Origin of the sequence: Nonomuraea fuscirosea, from assembly GCF_035917475.1 — a bacterium.
GTDB lineage: Bacteria > Actinomycetota > Actinomycetes > Streptosporangiales > Streptosporangiaceae > Nonomuraea > Nonomuraea fuscirosea.
The window spans coordinates 8,851,336-8,876,284 of record NZ_CP109074.1 but is presented as its reverse complement, the minus strand read 5'-3'; the positions used below and the strand labels follow the sequence as shown (position 1 = coordinate 8,876,284).

At 71.6% G+C, this 24,949-nt stretch carries 23 protein-coding genes; 13 read left to right on the top strand and 10 right to left on the bottom strand.

The window, feature by feature from the left end; all coding sequences use genetic code 11:
• Positions 1–82 precede the first annotated feature (82 nt).
• Both OIE67_RS40320 and OIE67_RS40315 read left to right on the top strand, forming a co-directional pair.
• A complete protein-coding gene (locus OIE67_RS40320; RefSeq protein ID WP_326645829.1) occupies positions 83–2,050 on the top strand; it encodes a hypothetical protein in 1,968 nt (655 codons plus the stop codon).
• 53 nt (positions 2,051–2,103) lie between these two features.
• Positions 2,104–3,408: a DUF5719 family protein gene (locus OIE67_RS40315; protein WP_326630396.1), complete on the top strand. Its 1,305-nt coding sequence runs from the start codon at positions 2,104–2,106 to the stop codon at positions 3,406–3,408.
• Positions 3,409–3,509: 101 nt separating this feature from the next.
• Here OIE67_RS40315 and OIE67_RS40310 read toward each other — a convergent pair whose 3' ends face one another.
• Positions 3,510–3,950, bottom strand: a complete 441-nt coding sequence (locus tag OIE67_RS40310) for a metallopeptidase family protein (RefSeq protein WP_326630394.1) — start codon at positions 3,948–3,950, stop codon at positions 3,510–3,512.
• Between the two features lie 275 nt (positions 3,951–4,225).
• Here OIE67_RS40310 and OIE67_RS40305 point away from each other — a divergent pair, with 275 nt between their 5' ends.
• Genes OIE67_RS40305 through OIE67_RS40285 form a run of 5 tightly spaced genes read left to right on the top strand, consistent with a single transcriptional unit; the run spans position 4,226 to position 8,244 of the window.
• Entirely contained in the window at positions 4,226–4,594 is a 369-nt protein-coding gene (locus OIE67_RS40305) for a DUF3499 domain-containing protein (protein ID WP_106236645.1), read from the top strand.
• A 43-nt stretch (positions 4,595–4,637) separates the two neighbouring features.
• Positions 4,638–5,987: a phosphomannomutase/phosphoglucomutase gene (locus tag OIE67_RS40300; protein WP_326630390.1), complete on the top strand. Its 1,350-nt coding sequence runs from the start codon at positions 4,638–4,640 to the stop codon at positions 5,985–5,987.
• A complete protein-coding gene (locus OIE67_RS40295) occupies positions 5,984–6,151 on the top strand; it encodes a Trm112 family protein (protein WP_106236648.1) in 168 nt (55 codons plus the stop codon). Before OIE67_RS40300 ends, OIE67_RS40295 begins: the two co-directional genes overlap by 4 nt.
• Positions 6,148–7,254 (top strand): SIS domain-containing protein, encoded by a 1,107-nt coding sequence (locus tag OIE67_RS40290; RefSeq protein WP_326630385.1) that lies wholly within the window; start codon positions 6,148–6,150, stop codon positions 7,252–7,254. Before OIE67_RS40295 ends, OIE67_RS40290 begins: the two co-directional genes overlap by 4 nt.
• A 51-nt stretch (positions 7,255–7,305) precedes the next feature.
• Positions 7,306–8,244, top strand: a complete 939-nt coding sequence (locus OIE67_RS40285) for a cation diffusion facilitator family transporter (RefSeq protein WP_326630383.1) — start codon at positions 7,306–7,308, stop codon at positions 8,242–8,244.
• 115 nt (positions 8,245–8,359) lie between these two features.
• On the opposite strand, the gene OIE67_RS40280 is transcribed toward OIE67_RS40285, so the two are convergent.
• The gene (locus tag OIE67_RS40280; RefSeq protein ID WP_106236653.1) at positions 8,360–8,692 is read right to left on the bottom strand and encodes a MerR family DNA-binding transcriptional regulator; all 333 of its coding nucleotides are present in this window, start codon (positions 8,690–8,692) and stop codon (positions 8,360–8,362) included.
• 101 nt (positions 8,693–8,793) lie between these two features.
• On the opposite strand from OIE67_RS40280, the gene ahcY reads away from it, so the two are divergent.
• On the top strand, positions 8,794–10,221 hold the full coding sequence (ahcY, locus tag OIE67_RS40275; protein WP_326630380.1) for an adenosylhomocysteinase: 1,428 nt from the start codon (positions 8,794–8,796) through the stop codon (positions 10,219–10,221).
• A gap of 186 nt (positions 10,222–10,407) precedes the next feature.
• Complete coding sequence (locus OIE67_RS40270) at positions 10,408–11,643, top strand: adenosylhomocysteinase (RefSeq protein WP_326630378.1); 1,236 nt, start codon at positions 10,408–10,410, stop codon at positions 11,641–11,643.
• A 115-nt stretch (positions 11,644–11,758) separates the two neighbouring features.
• Here the strand turns inward: OIE67_RS40270 and OIE67_RS40265 are convergent, their stop codons facing one another.
• Positions 11,759–12,184: a peptidase inhibitor family I36 protein gene (locus OIE67_RS40265; RefSeq protein WP_326630375.1), complete on the bottom strand. Its 426-nt coding sequence runs from the start codon at positions 12,182–12,184 to the stop codon at positions 11,759–11,761.
• Positions 12,185–12,337: 153 nt separating this feature from the next.
• Positions 12,338–12,973, bottom strand: a complete 636-nt coding sequence (locus OIE67_RS40260; protein ID WP_326630373.1) for a DUF305 domain-containing protein — start codon at positions 12,971–12,973, stop codon at positions 12,338–12,340.
• Positions 12,974–13,138: 165 nt separating this feature from the next.
• Here OIE67_RS40260 and OIE67_RS40255 point away from each other — a divergent pair, with 165 nt between their 5' ends.
• Both OIE67_RS40255 and OIE67_RS40250 read left to right on the top strand, forming a co-directional pair.
• Positions 13,139–14,536, top strand: a complete 1,398-nt coding sequence (locus tag OIE67_RS40255) for an LVIVD repeat-containing protein (RefSeq protein ID WP_326630371.1) — start codon at positions 13,139–13,141, stop codon at positions 14,534–14,536.
• Positions 14,537–14,644: 108 nt separating this feature from the next.
• Entirely contained in the window at positions 14,645–16,045 is a 1,401-nt protein-coding gene (locus OIE67_RS40250) for an LVIVD repeat-containing protein (protein WP_326630369.1), read from the top strand.
• Positions 16,046–16,075: 30 nt separating this feature from the next.
• On the opposite strand, the gene OIE67_RS40245 is transcribed toward OIE67_RS40250, so the two are convergent.
• Complete coding sequence (locus tag OIE67_RS40245) at positions 16,076–17,047, bottom strand: RDD family protein (RefSeq protein WP_326630367.1); 972 nt, start codon at positions 17,045–17,047, stop codon at positions 16,076–16,078.
• Positions 17,048–17,098: 51 nt separating this feature from the next.
• Here OIE67_RS40245 and OIE67_RS40240 point away from each other — a divergent pair, with 51 nt between their 5' ends.
• Entirely contained in the window at positions 17,099–18,091 is a 993-nt protein-coding gene (locus tag OIE67_RS40240) for a stage II sporulation protein M (protein WP_106236668.1), read from the top strand.
• Positions 18,092–18,199: 108 nt separating this feature from the next.
• Here OIE67_RS40240 and OIE67_RS40235 read toward each other — a convergent pair whose 3' ends face one another.
• From OIE67_RS40235 to OIE67_RS40215, 5 genes are all read right to left on the bottom strand, one after another.
• Positions 18,200–19,570: a DUF58 domain-containing protein gene (locus OIE67_RS40235; protein ID WP_326630364.1), complete on the bottom strand. Its 1,371-nt coding sequence runs from the start codon at positions 19,568–19,570 to the stop codon at positions 18,200–18,202.
• Between the two features lie 142 nt (positions 19,571–19,712).
• Positions 19,713–20,693, bottom strand: a complete 981-nt coding sequence (locus OIE67_RS40230) for an AAA family ATPase (RefSeq protein WP_106236671.1) — start codon at positions 20,691–20,693, stop codon at positions 19,713–19,715.
• Positions 20,683–21,918 carry a DUF4350 domain-containing protein gene (locus OIE67_RS40225; RefSeq protein WP_326630361.1) on the bottom strand — a complete coding sequence of 412 codons (1,236 nt, stop codon included), beginning with the start codon at positions 21,916–21,918 and terminating at the stop codon, positions 20,683–20,685. Before OIE67_RS40225 ends, OIE67_RS40230 begins: the two co-directional genes overlap by 11 nt.
• On the bottom strand, positions 21,915–22,682 hold the full coding sequence (locus tag OIE67_RS40220; RefSeq protein ID WP_326630359.1) for a DUF4129 domain-containing protein: 768 nt from the start codon (positions 22,680–22,682) through the stop codon (positions 21,915–21,917). The genes OIE67_RS40225 and OIE67_RS40220 overlap by 4 nt, the downstream gene beginning before the upstream one ends.
• Entirely contained in the window at positions 22,679–24,001 is a 1,323-nt protein-coding gene (locus tag OIE67_RS40215) for a glycerophosphoryl diester phosphodiesterase membrane domain-containing protein (protein ID WP_326630357.1), read from the bottom strand. The genes OIE67_RS40220 and OIE67_RS40215 overlap by 4 nt, the downstream gene beginning before the upstream one ends.
• A gap of 269 nt (positions 24,002–24,270) precedes the next feature.
• On the opposite strand from OIE67_RS40215, the gene mtrA reads away from it, so the two are divergent.
• Positions 24,271–24,948, top strand: a complete 678-nt coding sequence (gene mtrA / locus OIE67_RS40210) for an MtrAB system response regulator MtrA (protein ID WP_106236674.1) — start codon at positions 24,271–24,273, stop codon at positions 24,946–24,948.
• The last annotated feature ends 1 nt before the right edge of the window (position 24,949 follow it).

Below are 24,949 nucleotides of genomic sequence, written 5' to 3'. Positions count from 1 at the left end.
GGTGCATCCGTTCCGGCTGCTGCGGGCGCGCCGGGCCCGCCGTCACGGCCGCAAGAGGGGATATATACGCATAAAGCGGCTTATGACCCCTCGGGGTGCGGCCTACCGGCGCCTCACCGACATGGTGCAGAGCTTCCTGGCCGGCGAGGCGCCCGTCGACTCCGCCGGGCGGCACCACCACTCCACGACCGCTCCCGGCTCCCCCGGCGAGGAGCCGGACGTGGTCCCGCCGCCCGGCGCCGGCGCCTTCCAGCGCTTCATCGGCCGCCCCGGCGTCATCCTCATGTTCGCGCTGACCGTCGTCTCGCTGATCGCCGAACGCTCGCTCCTCGGCGGCGACCGGCTCGGCGGCGGCGCCCTGGTGCCGGTGACCGGCGGCGCGAGCGACCTGTGGGCCTTCTACACCGAGGGGTACCACGACGTCGGGCTCGGCTCCGCCGCCTGGGCGCCGCCGTACGTGGCCGTGCTGGCCGCCCTGTCCACGCTCGCGCTCGGCAAGACCTGGGTGGCGGTGTCGGTGCTGCTGCTGGGCTCGGTGCCGTTGGCGGGGGCCACGGCGTACCTGGCCACGCGGCACATCGTCCCGGCCGTGCCGGCCAGGGCCTGGGCGGCGGGGACGTACGCGCTGCTGCCCGTCGGCACCGGGGCCATCGCGGCGGGGCGGGTGGGGACGGCGGTGGTGTTCGTCCTCGTGCCCGTGTACGCCTGGCTCTGCGCCCGGCTGCTGTCCGGCGAGCCCCGGCCGTCCAGGAGGGCCGCGTGGGGGCTCGGCCTGCTGCTGGCCGTCGGGACGGCGTTCGTGCCGCTCGTCTACCCGCTCTTCGCGGTCCTCGGCGTGCTCGCCTCCGGCGGCGCCCGCCACCGGCCGCGATCCGCCGGCCGAAGTGACATGCGGGACGGTGTGCGCGGCGCGGGCAGGGGTGGCGTGCGCGATGGTGTGCGCGGCGGGGCGGACAGGGATGGCGTGCGCGGCGGGGCGGACAAGGGTGGCGTGCGCGGCGGGGTCGCCGGGTCGATGGGCATCGCGCTCGCGGTGCCGCCGCTGCTCCTGCTGCCCTGGCTGGTGGACCTGCTGGGCGACCCAGGACGGCTGCTCCTTGAGGCCGGCCTGCACGATCCGGCCCTGGTGGACCCGTCGTTGTCCGCCGAGGCCCTGCTGGCGATCAGCCCGGGAGGGCCGGGACTGCCGCCGTTCTGGGTGAGCGCGGGGCTGGTGGCGGCGGCGCTGGCCGCGCTGCTCATGCGCCGCCAGCGCACGATCGTCGCCGTCGGCTGGGGCGTCGCGCTCTACGGCGTGCTGGCGGGCGTCCTGGTCAGCCGGATCACCGTCGACGGCGCGCGGGCCTGGCCCGGGGTGCCGCTGGCGATCGCGGGCGCGGGGCTGGTGGTGCTGGTCGGGCTGACCGCCCACCGCCTGACCGAGCTGCGCGCGGGCGGCGGGCTGCGGCGGCTGGGGGCGACGGCGGTGGTGGCGGTGGCGTTCAGCACGCCGCTGCTGGCCGCCGGCTACTGGATGGTGGAAGGGGTACGCGGGCCGCTGCGCGGCGACACGCCCGACGTGATGCCGGCCCTCGCCACCGCCCGTACCACGCAGGGGGAACGGACCCTGGTGATCAAGGGCTCCGGGTTCACGGTGCTGCACGGGCGCATCCCGCTGATCGGCGAGGCGGAGCTGCCGGCCGATCAGAGGACTCGCGCCCGGGTGGGCGCGGCGGCGGAGGGGCTGGTCGGCGGCCGCGGCGGCGACGCGGCCACGCTGGCCCAGCAGGGCATCGGGATGGTGGCGCTGGCGCCGCCGGTCTCCTTCGAGCTGGCCAGGACGCTCGACTCGCAGCCGTCGCTGCAGCGCCTGAGCCTGTCGGAGTCGGGCGGCCTGTGGCGGCTGGCCGAGCCGGTCACCCGCGTGCCCGCCCAGCCGGTGAGCGTCCTGCACGTGCCGCTGCTGTGGGCGCAGGGGGCGTTCCTGCTGGTGGTGGTGCTGCTGGCGTCCCCAGGACGGCAGCGGCAGGAGGCGGCGGAGCCCGCGGGCATGGCGCTGGCGGGCGCGTGATGTCCCGGGACGCCGGCGGGCGCGCAAGGGCCCGGAGAGCCGGAGGCGGCGCGATGAGAGCCTTCGTCGAGCACCGGTCAGGGCTGCTGGTGCTGGTCGTCGTTTTCCTGACCGCTCTGTACGGCGTCGCGTACGTCACCACGCCCGCCCCGCTCCCGCCCCGGCCCTCGGCCCCGAGGAAGGTGCCCGTGGAGTCGGTCACCGCGGTCTGCCCGGGGGCGAAGGGCCAGCGGGTCGGCGTCTACCTGCCCGGAACGGTCAACGGCGAGACCATGGAGGACGCGAAGCCGTTCGTGACCAAGGGACCCGCCGGCCTGGAGGCCGGCTACCTCACCCGCGTCACCAAGGGCGCGGGGCGCGGCCTGGCGGGCGTCCGCTGCACGGAGCCGTCCGCCGCCACCTGGCTGGTCGGCCCCGGTCCCGCGAACGCCGACGTCCGCCTGCACCTCACGAACGCCGACAAGACGCCCGCGCTGGCGGACGTGCAGGTCTACGCGGCGGAGGGCCCGATCTCGGGTGACGCGGGCACCGGGCTGGAGATCGCGCCGGGGGAGCACAGGGAGATCGACCTCAGGACGCTGGCCCCGTCCGCCGACATCATGGCCCTGAGCGTCACCACCGTCTTCGGCCGCGTGGCCGTCGCCGCGAGGGCCATGCTGGAGACGGGCGGCGTGGACTGGCTCCCGCCGGCCGCGCCGCCGGCCACGCGCGTGGTCGTGCCCGGCATCCCCGGCGGCGGCGGCCCGCGCCGCCTGCTCGTCGCCGCGCCCGGCGAAGGCGACGCTACGGTGCAGATCAGGGCGGTGAGCGAGGACGCCGAGTTCGCGATGCGCGGCAAGGAGTCGCTGGACGTGCCGGCCGGCGGCGTGGTCGCCCTCGACGTCACCACCGGCATCGCCGGCTCCGCCTCCGCCCTCCTGCTGACCTCGTCCGCGCCGGTCGTGGCCGGGCTGGTGATCACCGGCACCGGCGGCCGCTCGGACGTCGCCTTCACGGCCGGGACGCCGTCCCTGGACCTGGGCAGCGCCGTGGCCCGCAACGCCGCCGGCTCGGAACTCCTGCTCACCGCCGTCGGCGGGCCCGGCGCGGTGCGGGTGCAGGTGGTGGCGGGCGAGGGGGCGGAGCAGGAGCCGTTCGACGTGGAGGTGGCGGCGGGGCGGACGCGGGCGGTGCGGCTCAAGGCCAAGGGCGACTTCGCGGTCGTGGTCACGCCGGTGTCGGGAGAGGTCTACGGCGGGCGGGTGGTGCGCGAACGCCTGAGGACAGGCCTGCTGCTCACGGCGCAGCCGCTGGCTCCCGCGCGGATGTGGACCATGCTCCCGCCCCTGACGGACACACCCCGCGTGGTGCTCCCCTGAGCGCCCGGGCTCCGGCCGGTCACGTGGCGCTCCTTGAGTATCAGCCGGTCACGCGGCGCTCTTTGAGCATCAGCCGTTCAGCGGCGGTGAGCGCCGGACGTTCAGCGGCGGTCGTCGTAGCCCGGGTCGACCGTCTCGGGGGACAGGCCCAGCAGCGTGGCGACCTGCTCCACCACCGTGTCGTGCACCATCGCCCCCAGCGTGTCGCGGTCGCGCGCCCTGGCCTCCAGCGGCCGCCGGTAGATGACCACGGACGCGGGCGACTGCCCGGCGGCGGCGTCGGCCCGGCCGAACGGGATCGGATCGGAGCCCAGCCGGGGCCCGTCGCCCAGCTCGCTCAGCGGCGGCACCTCCTCCACCGCGAACTCCACCGCCGACAGCTGTTTCTCCCAGCGCGGCCGGAGCCGGTCGACCGCGTCGAGCACCAGGTCGTCGAAGCGTTCGCTGCGCGACTTCGCGATGGGGACATGGGAGGGAGCGAGCGGGCCGCGCAGGCCGCGACCATGGCGATCGCGCCGTCTGGGCCCGCGCTTCTGTGTCACGCCAGCCAGTGTACGGGGCGCGTCCCCCGCGCACCCGGAGCGCGTACGGGTTCCGCTCGCGGCGGACCCAGGCACTTTTGGTGAAGGAAGGGGAGGCAGGAGGGGTTGGCCATGAGGGCAGGTGGGGAAGCCGGGGAGGGAAGTGCGGGGGAAGGGGCGATTTCTGCGGGGCATGTGGGTGGAAAACCTGCGACAGGTGTCCGAATTGTGGCGACACGCTCGTTAAGAGCGCTCAGGTAGTGGCGCCTCGCACTCTTACCAGATACGGTCCCTCCGTGAGCCCCGTCCGCCGCTGTTCCCGCACCGCCTGCAGCCAGCCTGCCGTCTTCACGCTCACGTACGTGTACGCCGACTCGACCGCTGTTCTGGGCCCCCTGGCGACGTACGCGGAGCCACATTGTTATGACCTGTGCGCCGAACATGCCGAGCGGCTGACCGCTCCCCGCGGCTGGGAGGTGGTTCGGCTGCCGACGGACGGCGCCTCGCCCAGCTCCGACGATCTAGAGGCGCTGGCCAACGCGGTCAGAGAGGCCGCGCGGCCGACGCCGTCCGGCGGTGGTGAGCCGGTCGGTCAGGGCGTCGAGGTCGGCCGTCGCGGGCATCTGCGCGTTCTGAGATCGGCCCAGCAGCACCGCGACCGGTAGGCTCCCTGTGTAAGGCGGAACCGACCTAGGGCGGAGCTGGAGAGTGGGCGACCTCGCCAAGATCTTCAAAGCGTACGACGTTCGCGGAGTGGTGCCCGACGAGCTGGACGAGCCGGCCGCCGAGGCCGTGGGCGCGGCGTTCGTCGAGGTGACCGGCGCCGGATCGGTCGTGGTCGCGCACGACATGCGCGAGTCGTCACCCCCGCTGGCCGAGGCGTTCATCCGCGGGGCCCGTTCGCGCGGCGCCGACGTCGTGCACGCCGGGCTGGGCTCGACCGACCTGCTCTACTACGCCAGCGGCAGCCTCGGGCTGCCCGGCGTGATGTTCACCGCCAGCCACAACCCGGCCCGCTACAACGGCATGAAGATGTGCCGTTCGGGCGCGGTGCCGATCGGCGGCGACACGGGGCTGACCGAGATCCGCGACCGGGCGGCCGAGCTGCTCGGGGCCACGTTCGCGCCGGGCGGCTCGGTGATCGGCAAAGACCTGCTGACCGGCTACGCCGACCATCTGCGCACGCTGGTCGACCTGCGGGGCATCCGGCCGCTGAAGGTCGTCGTCGACGCGGGCAACGGGATGGGCGGCCACACCGTGCCGGCCGTGTTCGACGGGCTGCCGATCGAGCTGACCCCGCTCTACTTCGAGCTCGACGGGAACTTCCCCAACCACGAGGCCAACCCGCTGGAGCCGCAGAACCTGGTGGATCTGCAGCGCGCGGTGGTCGAGCGCGGCGCCGACCTGGGGCTCGCCTTCGACGGCGACGCCGACCGGTGCTGGGTGATCGACGAGCGCGGCGAGTCGGTCTCGCCCTCGGCGGTCACGGCGCTGGTGGCGGCGCGCGAGCTGGCCAAGCATCCCGGGGCGACGATCATTCACAATCTGATCACGTCGCTTGGCGTGCCGGAGATCGTCCGCGAGCACGGCGGCGTCCCGGTGCGCACGCGGGTCGGGCACTCGTTCATCAAGGCCGAGATGGCGCGCGCCGGCGCCGTCTTCGGCGGCGAGCACTCCGCCCACTACTACTTCAGGGACTTCTGGTTCGCCGACTCCGGCCTGCTGGCCGCGATGCACGTGCTGGCCGCGCTGGGCGAGCAGGACAGCCCGCTGTCGCAGGTGGTCGGGGCCTACTCGCGCTACCACGCCTCGGGCGAGGTCAACAGCGCGGTGTCCGACCAGGCCGAGGCGCTGCGGCGGGTGCGCGAGGAGTTCGCCGGGCGCGGGGAGTTCGACGAGCTCGACGGGCTGACCGTGACCGGGTCCGGCTGGTGGTTCAACCTGCGTGCCTCCAACACCGAGCCGCTGCTCAGGCTGAACGCCGAGGCGGCCGACGAGACGAAGATGACGGCGATCAGGGACGAGGTCCTCGCCATTGTGGGAAAGGTGTCAGAGTGAAGATCGACGACTGGCTGCTGGAGATCCTGGCCTGTCCGGCGTGCAAGGCTCCGCTGCGTGCCGAGACCGAGGCGGAAGAGCTGGCCTGCACCGGATGCGGGCTGATCTATCCGGTCAGGGATGACATCCCGGTTCTGCTCGTCGACGAGGCCAGGAAGCCGTGACCTGGGAGCCGGAGCGGCTCGACGACCAGCGTCATCTCAGTGAGGGCGATCCCTCGGGCATGCTGCCGGCGGTGGCCGGCGCGGCGGCCCACGTACGCACCGGCTATCGCAACGCGATCGAGGCCCGGGTGGACCGCCTGGCCGGCCAGGGGCGTCCCCGCGCCATCGTGGTCGCCGGCATGGGCGGCTCGGGCATCGCCGGCGACATGCTGGCGGCGGTGGCCGGCAACGGCGCCCCGCTGCCGATCGTGACCGTGCGCTCCTACCAGCTCCCCGGCTGGGTGGGCGCCACCGACCTGGTCATCGCCGTCTCCGGCTCGGGCGACACCGAGGAGACGCTGTCCGTCGCCACCCAGGCTGTGCGGCGCGGCTGCACGCTGCTCGGCGTGGGCGCCCCCGGATCGCCGCTGGAGGCCGTCGCCACCCAGGCGTCGGCCGTCTACGTCCCGGTGCCGGTCAGCGGGCAGTCCAGGGCCAACCTGTGGCTGCTGGCGATTCCGCTGATCGTGGCCGCCGCCGAGCTGCGGCTGGTGACGGCGGAGCCGGATCTGTTCGAGCGGGTGGCCGCGACGCTGGAGGACATGGCGAACCGGTGCCGGCCGGCCAGCGAGTCGTTCATCAACCCGGGCAAGTCGCTGGCGATGGACCTGGCCGAGTCCCTACCGATGATCTGGGGCTCCTCGCCGTCCACGGCCGTCGCGGCGCACCGGCTGGCCGGCCAGCTGCACGCTAACGCGAAATATCCCGCCATGCACGGCGAGCTGCCCGAGGCCGGTCACCTCCAGGTCGCGGCCCTCGACGGGCCGGTGGCCGAGCGCGACATCTTCGCCGACGTCTCAGGACGCTCGCTGCGGCTCGTGATCCTGCGTGACGTCGAGGAGCACCCCCAGGTGACGCGGCGGCGCGAGGCGTCGCTCAGGCTGGCCCGCGAGCGCGGGGTGCCGGTCAGCGAGCTCATGGCCGAGGGCGTGCATCCGCTGGAGCGGATGGCCACGCTCATCGGGCTCGGCGACTACGCCAGCACCTATCTGGCACTGGGTTATGCCATCGATCCCACCTCTGTGTCGGCGATCACTGAACTGAAGGCCAGAATTTCGCAATAGGATCCCCTTCCACAGGCCTTTGCAGTTGATCTTTATGAGTGGAGCAGATCGGTGAGCGCGAGCGGCGGAACCAAAGCGATCATTGCGGCATTGTCCGCGAACTTGGCCATTGCCGTGGCCAAGTTCGTGGCCGCGGCCTTCACCGGATCGTCCTCGATGCTGGCGGAGGGCATTCACTCGGTCGCCGACTCGGGCAACCAGGTGTTGCTGCTGGTGGGCGGCAAGAGAGCGGCCAGGGCCAGCACCAAGGAGCATCCGTTCGGATATGGGCGCGAGCGTTACTTCTACGCCTTCGTGGTGGCCGTCGTGCTGTTCACGATCGGCGCCGCGTTCTCGATTTACGAGGGCGTGCACAAGCTCTCCGATCCGCATCCGGTGGAGGCGCCGGCCTGGGCGTTCGGCGTGCTGACCTTCGCGATCATCGCCGAGGGATTCTCGTTCCGTACGGCGATCAAGGAATCGAACACCGTGCGCGGCAAGCAGTCCTGGGTCTCGTTCATCCGCCGCTCCAAGTCGCCCGAACTGCCCGTCATCGTGCTGGAGGACCTCGGCGCGCTGCTCGGTCTGGTCTTCGCGCTGTTCGGCGTGGCGATGGCGGTCATCACCGGCGACGGCCGCTGGGACGGCGTCGGCACCCTGATGATCGGCGTGCTGCTGGCCGTGATCGCGATCGTGCTGGCCGTCGAGATGAAGTCGCTGCTCGTCGGCGAGGGCGCCGCGCCGGAGATGGAGAGCCGCATCAGGACCGCCCTGGAGGGCGCGCCCGAGGTGGCGCGGGTCATCCACATGCGCACGCTGCACCTGGGGCCCGACGAGCTGCTGGTGGCGGCCAAGATCGCGGTCGAGCACAACGACACGGCGGCGGAGGTCGCCCACGGCATCGACGAGGCGGAGCGCCGCATCAGGGACGCCGTGCCGATCGCCCGGGTGATCTACCTGGAGCCCGACCTCGACCGCCTGCGCTCCGGCAACGCCTCCACCTCCGCCTGACCACCTCGCCGCCGCCTGACCACCTCGCGCTGAGCAGATCTCCGCGCGGCGCGAGGTCTGCTCAGCGGTGCCGGGGCTCTGCTCGGGCGGCGGCCGGCCAGGCGCAGGGCTCTGCTCAGCGGTGGCGGAGCAGGCGCAGGGCCTTCTCCTTCTCGAAGTCGAGCGCCCTGCGGGGCACCTGGATGCGCCCGATGCGCACCCCCAGGTCGCGTACGGCCGCCGCCACCGCCGGGTCGCTCAGCACCCGCAGCGCGAACGCCAGCTCGGCCGGCGAGACGTCGAACCGTTTCTCCAGCTCCACGCCCTGGGCCACCGCGGACAGCTCGTCCGGCCCGAACCGGCGATGAGCCCCCTGCTCCCGCACAGGAGGCAGCAGGCCGAGAGCCTCCCGGTATCGGAGCATTCGCGGGGACATGCCGAGTCGCTTGGCCGCTTCCGTGATGCGCATTCTTACATTCTTACGTCAGATTCCAGCCACCTGGGGTGCGACCGCGTACGAGGGCCGCCTAAACTCGTCGCGACAACATCAGTGACGCGAGGGGAAACCCGATGGACTTCAAGGTCGCCGACCTTTCACTTGCCGACTTCGGCCGCAAGGAGATCCGGCTCGCCGAGCACGAGATGCCCGGCCTCATGGCGGTCCGCAAGGAATTCGCGGCCTCCCAGCCCCTCCGCGGCGCGAAGATCATGGGCTCCCTGCACATGACCATCCAGACCGCCGTCCTCATCGAGACGCTGGTGGCGCTCGGCGCCGAGGTGCGCTGGGTGAGCTGCAACATCTTCTCCACCCAGGACCACGCCGCCGCCGCCGTGGTGGTCGGCCCCGACGGCACCGTGGACGACCCGCGCGGCGTGCCGGTCTTCGCCTGGAAGGGCGAGACGCTGGAGGAGTACTGGTGGTGCACCGAGCAGGCGCTGACCTGGCCTGACGGCGACGCCCCCAACATGATCCTCGACGACGGCGGCGACGCCACGCTGCTGGTGCACAAGGGCGCCGAGTACGAGAAGGCCGGCGCCGTGCCGCCCGCCACCGCCGACGACCCGGAGGAGTGGCACGTCATCATCGACCTGCTCACCCGCACGGTCGGCGCCGACAAGCGGTGGACCCGGATCGCCGAGAGCATCAAGGGCGTCACCGAGGAGACCACGACCGGCGTGCACCGTCTCTACGAGATGCACAAGAACGGCCAGCTCCTCTTCCCGGCGATCAACGTCAACGACTCGGTCACCAAGTCGAAGTTCGACAACAAGTACGGCTGCCGCCACTCCGTCATCGACGGCCTCAACCGCGCCACCGACGTGCTGATCGGCGGCAAGGTCGCGGTGATCTGCGGCTACGGCGACGTCGGCAAGGGCTGTGCCGACGCGCTGCGCGGCCAGGGCGCCCGGGTCATCGTCACCGAGATCGACCCCATCTGCGCGCTCCAGGCGGCCATGGACGGCTTCCAGGTGACCACGCTGGAGGAGGTCGTCGGCATCGCCGACATCTTCGTCACCTGCACCGGCAACTTCAACATCATCACCGCCGCGCACATGGCGCAGATGAAGCACCAGGCGATCGTCTCCAACATCGGCCACTTCGACAACGAGATCGACATGGCCGGCCTGGCCAAGCTGCCCGGCATCGTCAGGAACACGATCAAGCCGCAGGTCGACGAGTGGGTCTTCGCCGACGGCCACTCGATCATCGTGCTGGCCGAGGGCCGCCTGATGAACCTGGGCTGCGCGACCGGCCACCCCAGCTTCGTCATGTCCAACTCGTTCACCAACCAGGTGATCGCGCAGATCGAGCTGTTCACGAAGACGGCCGAATACCCGATCGGCGTCTACACGCTGCCCAAGCACCTGGACGAGAAGGTGGCCCGGCTGCACCTCGACGCGCTGGGCGTGAAGCTCACCGAGCTGACCAAGGAGCAGGCCTCCTACATCGGCGTCCATATCGAGGGCCCGTACAAGTCCGACCACTACCGGTACTAGATCTTCCTCAGAGTGGCTCCGGGAGCTCGTCTCTCGGAGCCATCCGTTTTTTCATCTTTTACGGCGGGCCAGGTTACCCGCACGCGCCGACGCCACCTCCGTCCGTCATGGCCGGTCGTGAAGGCTCACGGGCCGGGCGCCGTGACGACGCGTAATCTTGGCCGTGTTCTTCGGTGGGGGCTGGCCATGGATCTCAGTGCGAGCGGTGAACGGCAGATCTCCTGGGCTGCCCGGTCGATGCCGGTGTTGACCGCGATCGGTGAGCGGTTCTCCCTCGAACGCCCGCTGGACGGGCTGAAGATCGCTGCCTGCCTGCACGTCACCGCCGAGACGGCCGTGCTGATGGGGGCGCTGAAGGCGGGCGGCGCGCAGATCGCGCTGGCCGCGTCCAACCCGCTGTCCACGCAGGACGACGTCGCCGAGGCGTTGCGCGGCTACGGGATCGCGGTGCACGCGCGGGCCGGGGTGGATCGGGCCGCCTACTACCGGCACATCCACCAGGCGCTCGATCTCGCGCCCGACCTCGTGCTGGACGACGGCTGTGACCTGGTCAACATCCTGCACACCGAGCGGACCGACCTGCTCGACGGCGTGAGCGGCGGCTGCGAGGAGACCACCACCGGGATCATCCGGCTGCGGCAGATGGCGGCCGAGGACGCGCTGCGGTTCCCCGTGGTGGCCGTGAACGACACCCGAACCAAGCGCATGTTCGACAACCGGTACGGCACCGGCCAGTCCACGCTGGACGGCATCATGCGGGCCACCAACACCATGCTGGCGGGCCGGACCGTGGTGGTGGCCGGGTTCGGGTTCTGCGGGCGCGGGGTGGCCGAGCGGGCGAAGGGCTTCGGCGCCCGGGTGATCGTGACCGAGATCGACGCGGTCAAGGCGCTCGACGCCACCCTGCAGGGCTACGAGGTGCGGCCGATGGCGCAGGCCGTGCTGCTCGGCGACCTGTTCGTCACCGTGACGGGCAACCGCGACGTGATCAGGGCCGAGCACCTGGCGGCGATGAAGGACGGCGCGATCCTGGCCAACGCGGGGCACTTCGACGTGGAGATCGACGTGCGGGCGCTGGACGAGCTGGCCTCCGAGGTGCACCGCGGGGTCCGGCCCAACACCGACGAGTACGTCATGCCCGACGGCCGCCGCCTGCTGCTGCTCGCCGAGGGCCGCCTGGTCAACCTCACCGCCGCCGAGGGGCATCCGGCGGCCGTCATGGACATGTCGTTCTCCGCCCAGGCGCTGGCCGTGGCCTGGCTGGCCGGTGAGCGGGCCGGCCTGGCGCCGGGGGTGTACGACGTTCCTGAAGAGATCGACCACGAGGTGGCCAGGCTCAAGCTGGCCGCGGCCGGCATCGGCATCGACGTGCTCAACCCCGAGCAGGAAGACTACCTGCACTCCTGGCGCGTCGGATCGTGAACGCGATCGTCCGCGCCGGCCTTCTCCCGCGCAGGTGAGGGCGACCTGTTCTGAGCGCGGGCGCCCGCGGCAGGGGGCTGCCGCGGACGCCTCGCGGGCTTCTCCCGGGCGACCTCTACCAGACGACCCGGTCGACGGTGTCGTTCAGCGGAAGCGGCTCCTCCAGGTGCTGGCCGGGGAAGAGCGGGCGGGAGCGGCCGCCCTGCTCGTCGACCAGCAGGGCGACGCCCGCCGTGCGGTTGGCCCAGGACGAGACGTTGTCGGCGGCGGTGGGGCCGCCGGACCCGTACATGGGCAGCCAGTGCAGGTCGACGACGTAGCCCGCGCCGATGCCGTACGCCGGGCCGGAGAAGCCGTAGTCGCGGTAGAGGCACAGCGTGCCGGGCGGGCACGGCTCGCCGTCGCCGAGCTGGATCACGCCCGGCGGGAGCTGGGCGGCGACGGCGGGCGGCGCGGCGGGCAGGGCGGTGACGCCGGCCAGGGCCGCGGCGGCGGCGGTGACGATCAGGGCGCGGGCGAGTGCGGTGCTCAGGGATGGCACGATGCCTCCTCGGGGGCGGTTCGGTACTGACGCCCCACACTCTCGTGCACGCAGCGCGATCGTATAACTACTCAGAGTGATGTATTGCCATAGCGGGCGGGTGACGCACGACCAACCGCTATGACCTGCGAAAACGTTGTAGGCTCACGGGCTTCACGGCGCCCGCTGCAGCTCCTGCATGCGCCGGATCTCCGCCGCCTGGGTCACGCTGACGTCGCTCGCCAGCTCCTCGATCCGGATGTGGATCCCGCCGCCCAGCACCTGCTCGGACATCTTGATCGCCCCGAGGTGGTGATTGATCATGAGCTGCAGGAACAGCTGGTCGAAGTCCTTGCCCGTGGCCGCCTTCAGCGCCTCCATCTGCTCCGGCGTGGCCATCCCTGGCATGCCTTCGTGCGCCGCGTGATGGTCGGGTACCTTCTGCTCCTGCTCCCGCAGCCACGAAGTCATGAACTGGATCTCCGGGCCCTGCGCGGCCTTGATCCGGTCGGCCAGGCTCTTGAGCTTCGCGGACTCGGCGCGGTTGGGGGCGAGCAGGGCCATGTCCATGGCCTGCCGGTGGTGCACGATCATGTCCTGGACGTACTTCACGTCCGCCGCGTTGGGCGTCTCGGAGGGTACGGCGGTGGCGGCCTCGCCCGGTGACAGCGTCCTGGCCTGCTCGCCCGGACGCCCCGGCGCGATCACGGGGGCGGTCGAGTCGGCCCGTGGAGCCTGGGGCGCCGTACTGGAGGTGCAGCCGGTGAGGACGACGACCAGGCTCGTGATCACGATGAGCGCAGCGCGCACTCAACCTCCTGACTGACTCGGTTCAGAATGCGCACTCTAGGTGATAAGGCCGCGGAAGAAAAGAGGGCGAAGCGTGACAAAAATTGACACGTTGGACGGTGGTCACGGAAGCAAAGAAAGGTGAGGATTACCTAGATTTATGCCCCCTTTATCGGAGGTTCCCGCGTGTTCACCCCCCGCAGGGCTCTCATCCTGCTCGCGGCGCTCGCCGCGATGTCCGGCGTCATCGCGCCGGCGCAGGCTGCGGACATCCCGGCTCCCGGCGAGATCGTCATGAGCCCGAACATCAAGCACGTCACCAATGTGCCGAAGCCAGAGGCCTTGGCCGACATCCACACGGACATGGCCTTCCAGGGCGACTACGCCTATGTCGGCAACTACTACGGCTTCTCGATCTACGACATCAAGAACCCCAAGCGCACCTCCCTGGTCAGCTCCGTGGTCTGCCCCGGCGGCCAGATGGACGTGTCGGTGTACGGCGATCTGCTGTTCGGGTCCGTCGACTCCTCGCGCAACAACGACTCGTGCAGCAGCACCGGGCAGAGCGCCACGATCAAGGAATCGTGGGAGGGCATCCGCATTTTCGACGTCTCCGACAAGGCCAATCCGCGGTATGTCAAGGCGGTCGAGACGAACTGCGGCTCGCACACGCACACGCTGGTGCCGGACCGCAGGCGGGAGAACGTCTACCTCTACATCTCCTCCTACAGCCCGAGCGACACGTACCCGGACTGCCAGCCGCCGCACGACCTGATCACCATCGTGAAGGTCCCGCTGCGCGACCCAGCCGCGGCCTCGGTCATCGCCACGCCGAACCTCTTCCCCGACGGCGGCTTCCCCGGCGTGCCGGGCCAGTACCCCGACGGCAAGTCGGCCACCACGGGCTGCCACGACATCACGGCCTACCCGGAGAAGGGCATCGCCGCGGGCGCCTGCATGGGTGAGGGCGTCCTGCTCGACATCCGCGACCCGGCGCGGCCCAGGGTCACCGCCACCGTGCGCGACGAGACGAACTTCGCCTTCTGGCACTCGGCCACGTTCAACAACGAAGGCACGAAGGTCATCTTCACCGACGAGCTCGGCGGCGGCACCAGGGCCACCTGCAACGAGGCCATCGGGCCCGTCAAGGGCGCGAACGCCTACTACGACCTCGTCCGCGGGCAGTTCGTGTTCAGGGGCTACTTCAAGATCCCGCGGCACCAGGACGACACCGAGAACTGCGTGGCGCACAACGGCTCGCTGATCCCGGTCAAGGGCCGCGACATCATGGTGCAGGCCTGGTATCAGGGCGGCATCTCGGTGGTCGACTTCACCGACTCCGCCCACCCGCGGGAGATCGCCTACTTCGAGCGCGGCCCCGACAACACCGCGCCGGCGCTCAGCGGCGGCTTCTGGTCCGCGTACTACTACAACGGCTACATCTACGGCTCCGACTTCAACCTGGGCCTCGATGTGCTGAAGATCGACGACTGGCGGACGAACAAGGCCAACGGCGTCAAGATGCGCTCGCTCAACGCGCAGACGCAGGAGTCGTACCCCGAACGGGGCCACGGCCACCACTGACGGACCCCGGCGGCGGGGGCGCCCGCGAGGAGCCCCCGCCGCTCAGGCGTTCCCCCGGACATCCCCGGTTCCCGAGTTCCCGAGGAATGTGATCAAGGAGGCTCCCGAGTGATCTCATTGCGCCGCTCCATCGTCGTGGCGGCGGCGGCCACAGCCTTAGCGCTGGCGGGCATGCCCGCGCTGGCCGCCGACATCCCGCCCCCCGACGCCGTGGTCACCAGCCCGAACGTGACCCACGTGCTGAACATCCCCAAGCCCGCCCCGATCGCCGCCACCATCAACACCGACATCGCCTTCCAGGGCGACTACGCCTACGTCGGCAACTACGGCGGCTTCTCGATCTACGACATCAGGAACCCCAAGCGGGCCAGGGCCGTCAGCTCGGTCGTCTGCCCCGGCTCCCAGATGGACGTCAGCGTCTACGGCGACCTGCTGTTCGCCGCCGTCGACTCCTCGCGCAACAACGACTCGTGCAGCAGCACCGGGCAGAGCGCCACGGTCAAGGAGTCGTGGGAGGGCGTCCGCATCTTCGACGTCTCCGACAAGGCCAACCCGCGCTACATCAAGTCCGTCGAGACCAACTGCGGCTCCCACACCCTGACCTTGGTGCCGGGCAAGGGCCGCGACCAGAACAAGAACGTCTACGTCTACGTCTCGTCGTACCTGCCGCAGGCGGACTTCCCCGACTGCCAGCCGCCGCACGACAAGATCTCGATCATCAAGGTGCCGCTCAGGAACCCGACCGCGGCCGCGGTGGCCTCCACCCCGGTCGTCTTCCCCGACGGCGGCAACGAGACCCAGCCGGGCCTGCTGGTGCCGACCACCGGCTGCCACGACATCACCGTCTACGCCGAGAAGGACATCGCGGCGGGCGCGTGCATGGGTGACGGCGTGCTGTTCGACATCCGCGACCGGCTGAACCCGAGGGTCACGGCCAGGACCACGGACCCGAACTTCGCGTTCTGGCACTCGGCCACGTTCACGAACGACGCCAGGAAGGTCGTCTTCACCGACGAGCTCGGCGGCGGCGGAGCGGCCACCTGCAACGAGGCGACGGGGCCGAACCGCGGCGCGGACGCGATCTACGAGATCGTCCGCGGCAAGCTGGTGTTCAAGAGCTACTTCAAGATCCCGCGGTACCAGGCCGACAGCGAGAACTGCGTCGCGCACAACGGCTCGCTGATCCCGGTCAAGGGCCGCGACATCATGGTGCAGGCCTGGTACATGGGCGGGCTGTCGATCTGGGACTTCACCGACGCCTCGCGGCCCAGGGAGATCGGCTACTTCGAGCGCGGTCCGCGCTCGGACGGCAGCGGCGGTGGCATCTGGTCCGCCTACTACTACAACGGTTACATCTACGGCGCCGACTTCAACGAGGGGCTCGACGTCATCAAGATCGACGACCGGCTCACCGACAGCGCCAGGCACGTTCGTACCGACAGGTTGAACGTCCAGACGCAGGAGTCGTTCCCCGGCGGCGGTCACGGTGGTGGCCACGGCGGCTGGTGAGGTGACGGCTCGTCCGCCCTCTGACCGCGCTCACTGAGGCGGTGCGAACCCGCCCGGAGTCGCCTGCGGCGGCTCCGGTGCGGGTGCGGGCGACGCCTGCGGCGGCGGGGGATACCCGGCGGGCGGCCCCTGCGGCGAAGGCATCGGAGGTGCGTACGGACCGGGCGGCGGGTACGCCCCCGGCCCGGATGGCGCGGCAGGCCCGTACGGCCCCGGAGGAGGCCCGGCAAGGCTCTGGGGCGGCGGGACGGTCCCCATCCGCTGCGCGAAGCGCACCTGCTCCCTGCGCCGGCGCTCGGCGAGCACGGCGCTCAGGTACGCGTGCGGCGGCACCCCGGCCGGCGCGGCGGGCGAGACGAACGCCGCCACCTGGGTCGCGATCCGCACCCCCATGTCGTGCTGGACCCGCGGCGAGAGCTGATGCCATCGCGCCAGGTACTGCCTGGCGGCCTGCGCGGCCTCGTCCGGCAACTGGGAGAGCTCCAGCGTGGTGGCCCAGCCGGCCAGTGGCGGCGGCATCGCGATGACCTGGCCCGATTCGCGTGGCGCCCGGTCGGAGATCACGATGGTGCCCGCGAACACGTCGCCGAGCCGCTTGCCCCGCTGCGAGACCAGCGACGCGATCAGCGCGGGCGCCCCGGCCAGCACCCAGAATTCCAGCACCCCCGCCAGCCCGCGGAACAACGCCTGGCGGAAGCGCACGGGGCTGCCGTCGTCGCCGACCACCCGCAGCCCGAGCGCCAGCTTGCCGAGGCTGCGCCCCCTGGACAGGCTCTCGAAGATCACCGGATAGCCGATCAGGACCAGCACCGTCAGCAGGATCATGACGGCGGCGTACATGGCGAAGTCGGTGACCCCCGCGAACGCGCCTAAGAGCGCGTTGATCGCGACCAGGATGACGAACTGCGTGGCCAGATCGATGATGATCGCCAGCGCGCGGGAGGGCATCTGGGCGACCCGCACCTCGACGACGACCGCGTCGCCGGTCACAACCTCTGACATATGTGGAGCCTAACGGCTCTGCCCTGGTGATTGAGCGGCCAGAATGTTCGGGTGGACATCGATGCGTTCGTCACAGCACACCGCCCCGTGTGGGATCGGCTCGACCACCTGGTCAAGAACCGGTCGTCGCTGACCGGCGACGAGGTGGACGAGCTGGTCGAGCTCTACCAGCGGGTGTCCACGCATCTGTCCATCGTCCGCTCCGCCGCCGAGGACCCGATGGTGGTCGGGCGGCTGTCCGCGCTGGTGGCCAGGGCCAGGTCCGCGGTCACCGGGGCGCACACTCCGGCCTGGCGGGAGCTGACGCGCTTCTTCACGGTGTCGTTCCCCGTGGTGGCCTACCGGGCGCGGTGGTGGTGGCTGGGCAGCGCGCTGGCCTTCCTCGCGGTCGCGTGGGCGATGGGCGCGTGGGTGGCGGCCAACCCCGACGTCCAGGCGACGATCGCCAGCCCCGACGAGATCACCCGGCTGGTCAACGAGGACTTCGCCGACTACTACTCCGAGCATCCGGCCGCCTCGTTCGCCAACCGCGTCTGGATCAACAACGCCTGGGTCTCGGCGCAGATGATCATGTACGCGGTGGTGCTCGGGCTGCCGATCCCGTTCGCGCTGTACTCCAACGCGGCGAACGTGGCCGTCTCCGGCGGGCTGATGGCCTCCAGGGACAAGCTGGACATCTTCTTCGGCCTGATCCTGCCGCACGGGCTCCTGGAGCTGACCGCCGTGTTCCTGGCCGCGGCCGTGGGCCTGCGCCTCGGCTGGACGGTCATCGACCCCGGCCCGCGCAGACGCGTCGAGGCGCTGGCGGAGAACGGCCGGGCGGTGATGAGCGTGGCGCTGGGCCTCGTCGTGGTGCTGTTCGTGTCGGGGCTGATCGAGGCGTTCGTGACCCCGTCGGGGCTGCCCACGTGGGCGCGCGTGGGCATCGGAGTGCTCGCCGAGGTGGTCTTCCTCACGTACGTGATCGTCTTCGGGCGGCGGGCGATGCGGCAGCACGAGACCGGCGACATCGAACGCGCCCCCGACGTCGCCCCCTCAGCCTGAAACCCCAGAAACGGACAGCGGCCGCCAAGGCTCGGCGCCGGCACACAGGACGCGGACGCCGGCTCAGCGGACGCCGGCTCAGCGGACGCCGGCTCAGCGGACGCCGGCTCAGAGGCGGCCGGCCGCCTTCAGCGCCAGGTACGCGTCCGCCAGCGCCGGCGCGATCTCCTCCGGGGGCGCGTCCACGACCTCCACGCCGTGCCGCCGCAGCCTGGCCGTGATCCGCCTGCGCCCGAGCTGCGCCTGCTCGGCCGCCGCCGCGTCGTACACCTCCTCGACCGACCCCCTGCGGCCCGCCATGGCCGCCACCCGCGGATCGGACACGCCGGCCACCAGCACCAGGTGCCGCGAGGACAGCTGCGCCAGCACCGGCATGAGCCCCTCGTCCATGGCCGCCGAGTTGAGGTCGGTGAGCAGCACGACCAGGCAGCGCCGCTTGGCCCGCGACAGGATCGAGGCCACCATGCCCTGGGCGTCCGCCTCGATCAGCTCCGCCTCGATCGGCGCCATCGCGTTGACCAGCATCGACAGCAGCTCGGTGCGGGACGCGCCGCTCACCCAGGCGCGCACGGCGCGGTCGTAGGCGAGGAAGTCGACCTGGTCGCCGGCCCTGGCGGCCAGCGCGGCCAGCAGCAGCGCCGCGTCCATCGACCAGTCCAGGCGCGGCCAGCCGGGCGCGGGCCGGGAAGCAGGGGGTGCGAGCAGGCCGGTGTTCGCCTCCGTCCCGGCCATGGGGACGGGTGCGTCGCCCACCCGGCCCGCCGAGGTGCGGCCGGTGTCCAGCACGATCAGCACGCGGCGGTCGCGTTCCGGCCGCCAGGTGCGGACGACGACGTCGTGGCGGCGCGCGGTGGCCCGCCAGTCGATGGAACGCACGTCGTCGCCCACGACGTATTCGCGCAGCGAGTCGAACTCGGTGCCCTGCCCGCGTACCAGCGCCGGATGTTGCCCGTCGAGCTCGCGCAGCCTGGCCAGCCTCGACGGCAGGTGCTTGCGCGACAGGAACGGCGGCAGCACCCGTACCGTCCACGGGGCCTGGTGGCTTCCCTGGCGCGCGGCCAGGCCCAGCGGCCCGACGGAGCGCACGGTCACCGCCACGGAGGAGCGGTCGCCCCGCCGGGTCGGGGTGAGCGTCACGACGATCCTGCGGCGCTCGCCGCCCAGCACGTCCAGCTCGGCCTCCCGGGGAGCGGCGCCCGCCGACGGCGGCCACGCGTCCCTGAGCAGGCCGCGTACGCGCCGCTTGCCCGGGTTCTCGACCACCAGCTCCACCGTCGCCTGCCCGCCCAGCCGGACCAGGGTCTCGCCGGAACGGTGCAGCCGCAGCGGGCGCACGGCCCCGGCGAACGCCAGATCGACCACGATCCCCGAGGCCAGCAGCAGGCACACCCCGGCCAGCGCGGCACCGGGGCGCGGCGCGAACAGCACCACGACGATCCCGGCCAGCGCGATCAGCCCGGTACGTCCGGTCAGCGCCATCGGTTCCACCCGCCCTGTCGGCTTGCCCGCTCTGTCAGCTCGTTCGCGAGCATCGGCTCGTTCACGGGCATCGGCTCGTTCACGGGCATCAGCTTGTTCGCGGGCATCGGCTCGCTCACGGGCATCGGCTTGTTCGCGGGCATCAGCGCGGGACCGGGACCGAGGCGAGGATGCCGTCGAGCAGGCCGTCGGCGGTCGCCCCCTCCAGCTCCGCCTCGGGCCGCAGCTGCACCCGGTGCCGCAGCGCCGGCCTGGCCAGCGCCTTCACGTCGTCGGGGGTCACGTAAGGACGCCCGGACAGCCACGCCCACGCCCGCGCCGCGGCCAGCAGCGCCGTGGCGCCACGCGGCGAGACGCCGAGCTGCAGCGAAGGGGAGCTCCTGGTCGCGCGGGCCACGTCCACGACGTAGCCGAGCACCTCGGGGGCCACCCGCACCTGCGCCACCGCCTCCCGCCCCGCCGCCAGGTCGGCGGCCGTGGCCACGGCCTTGACCTCCGACAGGTCACGCGGGTCGAAGCCGAGCGCGTGCCGCTCCAGCACCGAGATCTCCTGCTCGCGCGGCGGCAGCGGCACCGTCAGCTTGACCAGGAAGCGGTCCAGCTGGGCCTCGGGCAGCTGGTAGGTGCCCTCGTACTCGACCGGGTTCTGCGTCGCGCACACCATGAACGGGTCGGGCAGACGCCTGGCCGCGCCCTCCACGCTGACCTGGCGCTCCTCCATCGCCTCCAGGAGTGCCGCCTGCGTCTTCGGCGGGGTGCGGTTGATCTCGTCGGCGAGCAGCAGGTTCGTGAACACCGGCCCCTCGCGGAACTCGAACTCCGCCGTACGCGTGTCGTAGATCAGCGATCCCGTCACGTCACCCGGCATCAGGTCGGGCGTGAACTGCACCCGCTTGAAGTCCAGGGACAGCGCCGCCGACAGCGTCCGCACCATCAGCGTCTTGGCCACGCCGGGCACGCCTTCGAGCAGCACGTGCCCTCCGCACAGCAGCCCGATGACCAGCCCCGTCACCACCGCGTCCTGGCCGACCACGGCCTTGGACACCTCGGCACGCAGCGCGCCCAGCGCCTCCCTGGCCGAGTCGCCCGAGGCCGTCACCCGGTATGCATCCTCAGAGTTCACTCAACTGCCTTTCGATGAAGTCCAGATATCCGGCCAGCGCGACGAGCCCCGCGTCGTCGGTCGGAGGCGGGCCGTAGAGCGCGGTGCCGACCTGGTGGGCGTCCTGTCCCGTACGGGCGGCGATGGCCGCGACGACCTCGTGCTGCCCGGCGCCCGACCCGAGCCCGAGCCTGGGCGCGAGCCGGTCTATCGTGCCCGCCCGCAGCGACGCGGCCGCCCGGCCCCTGGCCCGCCTGGCCCGGTAGAGCCGGCCGCGGCCCTCGACGGTCTCGGCCGCCCTGACGACGACGGGCAGCTTCTCCGTCACCACGGGCCCGAGCCGCCGGCCCCGCCAGAACGCGGCGACGGCCACGGCGATGATCGCCATGTAGATGGCCCAGCGGATGCTCTCCGGCATCAGGTCGTAGATCGACTTGCCGCCCTCGCCCGGCAGGTCCACGGCGGGCGGGTCGGCCGGGCGGGCCAGCCACACGACGCTCTTCCCGGTCTGGAGCAGGTTGATCGCCAGCGCCGCGTTGCCGTCCTCGGCCAGGCGCTGGTTGGTCATGAAGCTCCCGTCGCCGACCACGGTGGTGACGCCGCCGTCGGCTTGGAAGCGGACGAGCAGATGCCCGTCCTCGACCGGGAAGCAGCCGACCGTGCCGGCGGGACCGCGCATCGCGAGGCCGCCGATGTGCACGCTACCGGCCGCCGCGGCCGCGGGCAGGCCGCATTCGGGCTCGCGGGAACGCGAGCGGTTGTCGCCCGGCTCGATCCGCACCCCCGGGGCCACGCGCTCCATGTACGGCAGGGGGCCGACGACGAGTTGGTCACCCGGGAGCCTGGCCAGTTCCTCCTCGTCGTAGTACGTGAGGTCGGTGATGACCAGCAGCTTGTCGCCGGCGGCGGCCTTCTCCGCCGCCGCCTGCGCCGAGTCGACCCGCTCGACGGTGACGCCCCGCCCGCGCAGGATCTCGGCCAGGGCCTTGGACCCGGCGAGTGAGGTGTCGTCGGGGTCGAGCGGACGGGACTCGCCACGGCCGGGGGCGAGCAGGACGCCCATCACTGCGATGAGCACGACCAGCACGCCCAGCAGCACGATCAGGCGGCTGGAGCGCCAGGCGGAGCGGGCGGTGGGGGAGGTCGAGTAGGAGCCCCGGCCGTTCGCGCCCTGCGGGGCGGGAGAGGTCGCGGGGCCGGCCTGCGGCGGGGCTCCGGTGTCGGCCGGACGCGCGAAGATGCTCATCCCGCCGCGCTCCCCGTCCCACCGGCCGCGGGACCGCCCATGGGGCCTGTGCCGGGACCGCCCGCGGGACCGCCCATGGGGTCTGTGCCGGGACTGCTCGCGGAGCCTGCGCCGGCGGGGTCTCCGCCGCCGGGGCCTCCGAGTGCGGCGCCGGCGGTCGCGAGCGGGGCCGGGCGGGCCTGGCGCAGGCGGTCGTCGAGGCTCGCCATCCGCTCGTACGCCTCCCGCGTCCCCATGATCCCGCCATACGTCACGTCGTCGAACGACCGGGCGGCCGTCGCCAGTTCCCCGGCGAAGCCGGGCAGTGACCACGACGCCTCGGTGGCGAGTTCGTGGGCCGTCCGCCCCGGCATGCCGTCCACGATCGCCCGCTCCTCCAGGTCGCGGGCGATGGCCCGCAGCCGCTCCTGGACCGCCTCCGTCCACGCGCTCTCGGCGGCCAGCCGCTCGGCCTCGCGCCGGTGGTCGGCCGCGTTCATCGTCCGGCCGCCGAACAGCCCGCTCACGCCCGGCGGGCGGCGCCGGCTCGTCCTGCGCAGCCGCCAGGTGATCAGCGTCATCACCCCGATCAGGATCAGCACGATCAGCGCCGCGGCGATGATCCCGCCCGTCGAGCCGCCGCCGCCGACCGCGTCGACGAGGTCGCCGAGGAACTGCGACACCCGCCGGTGGATCAGGTCGATCAGCGCTTCCTTCTCGTAGGCGGGGTCGAGGAGTTCGCGCGCGGCCCTGCCCGCGGCCTCGCCCCTGTCGACCGGGTTCACGACCCGGCGGAGTTGGACGGGTGCCAGAGCTCGTCGGCCGAGGCGTGCACCCATCCCTGGCGCTGCTGCTCGACGGCGGCCGTCTGCAGCACGAGGTCGAACGCCTCGCTGCGCATGCGCCGGTCGGCGTACAGCAGGCCGGCGACGCCGGCCTCGAACGGGTAGGTGAACATCGACCCGAGCGTGGCGCCGATCGTGATCAGCACGGCGGAGACGACGGTGGTGGTCGCCGAGCCGGCGCCGAACATGCCGAACATGGTGCCGGCCAGCGTGAACGGCACCGTCAGGATGCTCGCCACGAGGCCCACGAGCAGGGACGTGAGCAGCAGGATGCCGAAGCAGCGCCAGAAGTCGCCGCTGACCAGGTGCCACGAGCGGCGCATGGCGTCGAGCGGACCCCTGCCCTCCAGCACCACGGCGGGGGAGGCGAGGGCGAAACGGGTCCTGAAGTACAGGTAGTAGGCGAGGTAGACGATGACGAACAGGATCGAGACCAGGGCGATCCAGCCGGCGTCGGAGCTGGAGGCGCCGGCCGCGAGCGCCACGATGAGCCCGACGAAGACGATCAGCGGCACCAGCATGATGACGGCCATCAGGCCCACCACGCCGAACAGCGCGGGCACCCGGCCCTTGACCAGCCGCCACGATTCGCCGGCGCTGATGTTGCCGCCGAACACGGCCCGGCCGAGTATGCGGGTCAGCACGCCGGTCAGCAGCGTCACCACGACGAACTGGATGGCGTAGGAGATGATCGAGCCCACGTACTGACCGGCGACGCCGTAGATGGTGGTGAGCTCGCTCTCGGCGCTGGAGACGCTGCCGGGGTCGGACAGGATGCCGCTCATGGAGTTGAGCACGAACACCTGGCCGATGGCCAGCGGCACGGCGGCGAGCAGGGCGGCCACGGCCGACAGCCCGAGCACGGCCTTGGGGTTGGACCGGATCAGCTTGATCGTGCCGTCGAGGATGTCGCCGAGGCCGAGCGGGCGCAGCGGGATGATCCCCGGCCGCAGCGCCGGCGCGTGGGGGCCGTAGCCGGGGGCCGGATGCGGCCCCCAGCCCTGGGCGGGCGGCTGGTGCGGCGCGTGTTGCTGATGTTGCGAATGGTGCGGATGGGGCGGATAGGGTGGCTGGGGTCCGAGCGGCTCGGGCTGCTGCTGCGGCGGGGCGTCCCTGTACGGCTGTCCGTAGGGCACCTGCTGCTGTGGCTGCGCGCCAGGCGCGGTCCACGGCGAGGCCGGCGGGGCGCTGTAGGGCGGGGGCTGTTCGGCCGACCAGCCTGATGGCGTCTCGGGCGTGGGACCGTGACCGTCTGACATATCCCAATCCTGGCACGCTGGGCGGGGCATTGGTGTCGCGGAGAGGATTCGCGATGTCATCTTGACGGCATTCATGGAGGAATCCGGGCAAGGTTCGCGTCCGGGGATGGCCGAAAGTCGCTGTGTTACCGCAGACTGAGATTGCGGTCGCGGGGGCGGACCTAAAATTCGCCTTTTGCAGGGCTCAGGTCACACTCATGGGCCGACCAAGGGTAACCTTCAGCGATCGTGCGGGTATGTCCCACAATGCGTAGAACGAATGAGGGGCCATGAAAGGTCGCGTGCTGGTCGTCGACGACGACGCCGCTCTCGCCGAGATGCTGGGGATCGTGCTGCGAGGGGAAGGCTTCGAGCCGTCATTTGTGTCCGACGGCGACAAGGCCCTCGACGCGTTCCGGGATACACGCCCGGATCTGGTGTTGCTCGATTTGATGCTGCCGGGGGCCGACGGCATCGACGTCGCGCGCAGGATCAGGGCGGAGTCGGGGGTTCCGATCGTCATGCTCACGGCCAAGAGCGACACGATCGACATCGTGCTCGGTCTTGAATCGGGCGCCGACGACTACATCGTCAAGCCGTTCAAGCCGAAGGAACTGGTGGCCAGGGTGCGGGCGCGGCTGCGCCGTACCGACGAGCCGACCCCGGAGATCCTGCAGATCGGCGACATCACCATCGACGTGGCCGGTCACTCGGTCAAGCGCGGTGAGGAGACCATCAACCTCACGCCCCTGGAGTTCGACCTGCTGGTGGCGCTGGCCCGCAAGCCGCGCCAGGTGTTCACCCGCGAGGTCCTGCTCGAACAGGTGTGGGGCTACCGGCACGCGGCCGACACGCGGCTGGTCAACGTGCACGTGCAGCGGCTCAGGGCCAAGATCGAGAAGGACCCCGAGCACCCCGAGATCGTGGTGACGGTACGCGGCGTCGGCTACAAAGCCGGCCCCGCCTAAC